This is a genomic window from Bathymodiolus japonicus methanotrophic gill symbiont (assembly GCF_019721995.1).
GTDB lineage: Bacteria > Pseudomonadota > Gammaproteobacteria > Methylococcales > Methylomonadaceae > Methyloprofundus.
In genome coordinates this window covers 24,599-30,598 of record NZ_BLYC01000037.1, presented here as the reverse complement: position 1 = coordinate 30,598, position 6,000 = coordinate 24,599, and the positions used below count along the sequence as shown (strand labels likewise).

General features: G+C 37.0%; 3 protein-coding genes and 1 pseudogene. All 4 read right to left on the bottom strand.

Going from position 1 to position 6,000, the window contains the following annotated elements; genetic code table 11:
• Nucleotides 1-29 precede the first annotated feature (29 nt).
• On the bottom strand, nt 30-1,436 hold the full coding sequence (locus K6984_RS24680; RefSeq protein WP_221897844.1) for a KAP family P-loop NTPase fold protein: 1,407 nt from the start codon (nt 1,434-1,436) through the stop codon (nt 30-32).
• A 360-nt stretch (nt 1,437-1,796) separates the two neighbouring features.
• Nucleotides 1,797-2,339, bottom strand: a pseudogene (locus tag K6984_RS24670) (IS6 family transposase); the annotation flags it as partial.
• A 37-nt stretch (nt 2,340-2,376) separates the two neighbouring features.
• Nucleotides 2,377-3,675: a transposase gene (locus K6984_RS24665; protein ID WP_221894003.1), complete on the bottom strand. Its 1,299-nt coding sequence runs from the start codon at nt 3,673-3,675 to the stop codon at nt 2,377-2,379.
• Nucleotides 3,676-3,960: 285 nt separating this feature from the next.
• Complete coding sequence (locus tag K6984_RS24660) at nt 3,961-4,359, bottom strand: hypothetical protein (RefSeq protein WP_221897842.1); 399 nt, start codon at nt 4,357-4,359, stop codon at nt 3,961-3,963.
• Between the last annotated feature and the right edge of the window lie 1,641 nt (nt 4,360-6,000).

Genomic DNA, 6,000 nt, shown 5'->3' with positions numbered 1-6,000 from the left:
AAATGCGGCCTAAGGGCATTATAGGGACTCTAATTATCATCGGTAAGCATGAGCGTCTTTATGACTTTCTTAATAATGTCAACCTGATGATTTATCCCTTCTTTTATGGCACAAGGAAATAATCTACGAATATTGTTTTCCCAGTATTTAGACGCGTCTTTATTTTTCCAAGGGTTATCTTTTGAATCTATCGTCTTGGCGTTCATCCAAAACATCACATAGATAATTTGAACCATGTGATCCGGTAATGTCCAAAAAACATCTGTACTGGTCTCTATATTAGGGATTGTTTTTTGTCTTAAGGCAGCTGTGATTTTATGTTCCTCATTATCTATTAATATTTTTGGTTGTAATTCTGGGAAAAAAGAACAGATAAATACTCCAAATATCTTGAGCATAGGAACACCAATGTTTTCTTGAGTAAATTCAAGTTTGTCGGAAGCTAGAAGGCTATAAATTTTTAAGTTTTTTGTGAACGTTTCAACTTCACGTAGCGAGAGTTGGTTATTTTTAAATAATTCTACCCAAAAATATTTGATCTGATCGTTTAATAAGGAAGGAAAATCAGCTTCAATTAATGTACAAAAATGTTCTGTTGATAAGTCTTGATCTTTACCGGTTTGTAGAAAGGTAACAGGTAACGTAAAACTGAATCTAATAAATTTATCTAAGTATTTTTTGGCATCAATAGATGTTCCGTAAGAGTGATTAATTGAGGCTCTTAATTGCTCTGAGTTAGTAACCAAAACAAACTGCACACCATCAACATTAAAGATATGCTTAATGTTCTCTAGCATAGATACTGCAAAGTCAGGTCGGCAACGATCTAGCTCATCAACAAAAATAACGATAGAGCTAGTTTCTGTCAGCTTTTTTAAAGCGTCCTGTAATACTTGAATATTTTTATTAGCATCTTTATGTTCTTTTAGTAAAGCATCAACAGTATTGTTAATTATCTCATTTCCAGTTTTATTCATTTCATCTTTGAGACCTTCATTCAACTCGTCTACTCCCTGTTTGAATACCCATATTAAACTTGTTTTACCTATCGTCTTTAAAGAAAATCTAAGAACAGAAATAATACGTTTTTTAAACGGACTACTATCAAAGTTTTCTTTTTTTTCCATTAAACTTAAAATGGATGCTAACAATGTCATTAAAGGTTCATCCGCATGATCAGCTTGAAATGCATTGATGTAAATTGGATTTAATTTCTGTTCATCCTGACTTATAATCTGTTCATCCTGACTTATAAGGTTAATCAATTTATGGCAAAATTCTGTTTTACCTGTTCCCCAGCCTCCATCAATAATCATAGGTGATACTGATATAGAACTTTTTTGTAAAAGACTAATTACTTTTTCCGCAATAGGCTTTCGGTTGTATTCATCTCTATCGTCAAAAGTGCGTTTTTCAATATTAATATTATTAGTCATATTGGTATATCAGAAGTGGTGTTATAGTGATGTTGAGGAAATATGTGGTCTAGTGTTGTAGGGGCGGATAATATCTTTTCGTCAGACAATTGTCCCTTTCGGATCATATGTGCTGTTTCAATTCCATCAATGGTTGCTTGAGCGGAGTGAAACGCTTTAAAGCCCATCATTGGCTTTGTTATTTTGTAACTACTCAGCGTAATTTAAACTCATAACAGATTGATTTAAAATAATAATTAATGTATCTCTCTGAATTTTAGTCCAATTTTCACCCCTTTTTAAAGGTGAAAATGACTAAAGTCAGGTTAAATTAAAATATATCCATTTGATTTTAAAGTTAAAAAACACGCTGAGTAGTTACGTTATTTTTTTGATAAATCGATGATCCTGTTCGATGATGTTATTCAAATATTTAACCTGTAATATGTCGATCATAGTGGCAAACCCAGCAAGGATTAACAAGAGGTTAATATTGGCTAATCCTGCATAGTTAGCGCCACTTTTATCCATAACGACCTTATCAGGAAAGCCATTATTGTTAATCGTTTGTTTGAAAAATGCGGTTGCAGCCTCTTCATCACGGCGCTCAGAAGGCATAAAATCAAGCGTATCACCGTGACTATCAACAGCTCGGTATAAATAGGTCCACTGACCCTTCACTTTGATATACGTTTCATCCATGCGCCACGATTTATTTGTTTCTCGTTTCTGAGATTTAGCTTTTACAGCAATGTCGGGCGAATAACGGATCACCCAACGATTGAGCGTAGCATGATCCACTTCAACACCTCTTTCTTCCATAATTTCTTCAAGGTCGCGATACGAAACGCCATACCTGACATAAAAGAAAACAGCATAAAGAATGACATCTTTTTGAAAGTGAGTGCCTTTGAAGCTGAGCATGTGATCCACCTTTTATTGAAATTTAGAATTATGATCATCAGTGTTCCCCTATCAATTGAGGCCGTGAAACTAACCTCGCCACAAGAGAGCTCATAAAGCACTGTAAAGACATTCCTGTTATTATTGCGTTTTGAACTGCCCGAATGGTATACGAGCTGATACGAGATATTCTTGCCTGGAAAAATAATGGATTCACAAAACGATCTCGTTTTTGAGCCTGTTGCTGCCTTATCTCCAGAGCCTCGCTATATTTTTTATCCGATGGATGAATCAATTCTGGCTGTTGTGTTTTTGAAATCTCTTCAAATACGCGCATTAAATTATAGCTCATTGCAGTCAGGCGCATTTGATTTTCAAGTGAGCGGGTATTGGAAGACCAAGCTTTAGTTTCCTTGAAATTACTTTTAGTGTTATTGAATGTCTTTTCAATCGTCCATCGCTTGAAATACAGCATGGCAATGGTTCCAGGGTTAATAGTCATTGGCAAGGTTGTCACAAACCGGTGAAGTTTTCCGGTTTCTGGATCACGGTAATCCACCACGTTAAATTTGATGCCCTTGTTTTCGTACACACTGTATGCTTCAACCCCTGTATTGATCTCATGGCGGGAGTCAAAAGGGATAGACTCAACCAGAGTCGCAATTGAATTTTCTTTTAGCATTGAAATCATGTAATTAGCATGTCGTTTCTGCCGATCCCACCAGACAAAGTCGGTGACGGCTTTATCGTAGACATAGAGATGTTTCTGAGAGCTGTTATTTCCCTTGTTTTGCTTTTCAATATGATCTCGTAACACAGGTATTTCTTGATGCCTCTGAGTTCCGTTTGTCACCAGACAAAGAAATCTGAGCAACCCACTTCTGAGATTCAACGCGTAAATCCCCCCGGCCGCATAAACTTTCCCCTTGCTGTTTTTTTCAGTATGGCAGGCATGATCAATAAAATGTCCATCCGCTGCTTCTATGGTGTATTCGTCAAGTTCTGGGAATGCTTTAAGATAATCAATGCCTTGCGATAGCAGTGTTTCAGAGTGAAGATGGTAGCTCTGCTGTTCAAATGCCTCAAGCATACTTGTTCGTCTATGCGACTTCAGTGATTTAAAATACGTTGAGTGGGGAAGCAGCTGGCCATAAATCTGTTCATTGGTTTGGAGGAAATGGCGACCACTATCGACTACACTGATACAGCGTAATAACCCAAGGCGAATAAAGTCGATATCCTTCAACTCTGGGCATGAACGAGCCCACAAAGGATGACGCTCTGCTAACAGGGCACGTTCCATACTTTCATTGCAGTGTTGGTGAATATGTTCAGAGAGTGGTAGGTCTTTAAGCATGGGTGATATCCGTTTATGAGGTGATTAAAACGGAAATTTTTAGAAAAATTTTTTCGGCAATTGCAAGCTTTATTTGAAATTATTTGTTGTTTTTTTACGGTGCCTACAGAGTGTCTATTTGCTGTTATAAGTGATTAAAATCAAAAAGATGGAAATATTCGAGTGGTGCTACCTTCAGGTAGGTTATAGGCTGCTTTGTTTAGGTACTTCTTCTTTCAATGGGAACACTGATGACTTTCAGAGAGGTTATACACTTATTATACGAATTCAGGAGAGATAAAAAAATCAACAAACTTGTTCTGTCGTAAAAAAAAACATAATCCCCCAGCAGTGATGATGAGCCAGATTATCTAACAAGCCAGCCATGTTTTTTTTTGCATGTAATTCTCTATCCCTGAAAATCCTGGAAACGGAGCATAGCGAAGTGAATATTTTTAGACCGCGATAGGCAACGCTGTGGATGAATACTCGTAGTATGAGCGGTAGCGAATGGAGAATAGGATTTAGTAACAGCTTTAGTTGGCGTAGAGTCATTGAGGTAATCATGATGAGTGCAACCCGCGTAGCTAGGTTGTACGAAATCGTGATGGACGCAGGGCGAATCGGGGCATCGAAAATTATAACTAGTCCCGTTAAGCTTTTTCCGCGAACTTGGGCTGGGATGCCAAAAATGAGCTTTCGCAAAAGTAGGGACTCTTACACCCGTTATCAGCCCCGGACGGGCTGACAGCGATGGTTTTCAGGACGCGACTCTCAGGGGTGTCCATAATTTCACTATATAGTTGCTTGATAATTGACGTTAAAAAAACAAGTGTATTTTTTACATCGCCATAAACACAGCTAATCACCATTAACAAGACCTTATTTATAGTTAATAATGTTAAAAAGGCTGTTAAAAAACATATCCCATGATATAGTTAATAAAACCCGTGTTAAAAAAGAAGGTTCTGTCGCAAAAGATACGTATTTATGTAAACCAGGCTATAAACCTGTTTTCATGCCTCTCATGAAAAAAGCATCATGCAGAAGAAATACTATTACCGTCAGCGGGATAATTGAATTGATAAGCCAGGTATGATCTGGTGTTAAGGAAAATAATTACTTAAAAAATGGTACAATTTTTAGTTGAGCATGTAAACCTGACTTTGGGTGAAAATCAATCTTCCATCCACTGCGTAATCCTTATACAGAATTTAATGATAAAAAGATATCTTATATTGTTTTAATAACTATTGTATATCCGGATGCTCTAAAGATCACTTTAGAAATCGTTTTGATACTTATTACGGAAGCTATGCTAGTAACGAAGACAAAATATCCCCACCTTAGTTTTACAAACTTATTGAAACTAATGATATAAATAAAAAAGTAGCCGACTAGAAAAATAGACAAGTACGTTGTTTGGGGACCAAAATTGTGCACCACCTCGCCGGGAGTGGGAGGCTCGAGACAAAGCTGTCGCCTGATCTTGCCAATCAACATAGGAGCACGTACGCATTATTATCAGATCGACGGAAATTCCGAATGATTTCTCATAGATATCTACTATCTCTGGTCCTACAACGTACCACTTCATATCACAGCGTCCTGGCAGTGTTTCTACAGGTATTTCCTATCTATCAGCACTGTCAACACGCACGGTAGTACTGGAAATTCAGGGCAGAGACTTATACCGTGAGAGAGTATAGGCAAAGCAAGTATTTAGGATGTCAAGGGAAATGTCAGGTAATAGTCACTAACTAGAAAACAGTGATGTCACTTGTTAATGAATATTAACTTACAGCGGTTGCGCTACTTTAGTCGTGGTTAACAACTCAGAAACTGTCAACGACCGACTTCAGAAGACACTGATTCTGGTAGTCTGTACCTCTTCAGACATTTTTGCTCGTTTACTTCGATAGACTTAATCAGTGAGATAGGGACGAGTTTTGATCGCGTCTAAGTAAAGAAGACATATGTAGCCAGGATAGTATAAGAAAATTGAGAGCTCACAGGACTATACAAAAAAATATTATATGCAGCCTTTTATAAAAAAAGAATCAATTAGAAGCATTTGTCTAATTTCACACATCATTATGAGCGGAACGAAAAGAAGAGGAAGGCTTTTTTCTCGGTTATTTGTCAGGTCTAACAGTGTATGTCAATACCCGTAATTTCTGATATACTACTCAGATATGTCGGTGTTTATTATATATAATGAGGTATTTTCTGCATCGCTACTTCAGAAAAATAATTAAGATCATTTGGCTTCTCTTATTATTTTAAGCCCCTTGTTTAATGATTACGCTATTGCTAATAAAGTGCTTGAAAAACAAGTTGTACTTA

Coding starts and splice junctions, on each gene's coding strand:
- K6984_RS24680 (WP_221897844.1), bottom strand. CDS start 1,436: ATGACTAATAATATTAATATTGAAAAACGCACTTTTGACGATAGAGAT.
- K6984_RS24665 (WP_221894003.1), bottom strand. CDS start 3,675: ATGCTTAAAGACCTACCACTCTCTGAACATATTCACCAACACTGCAAT.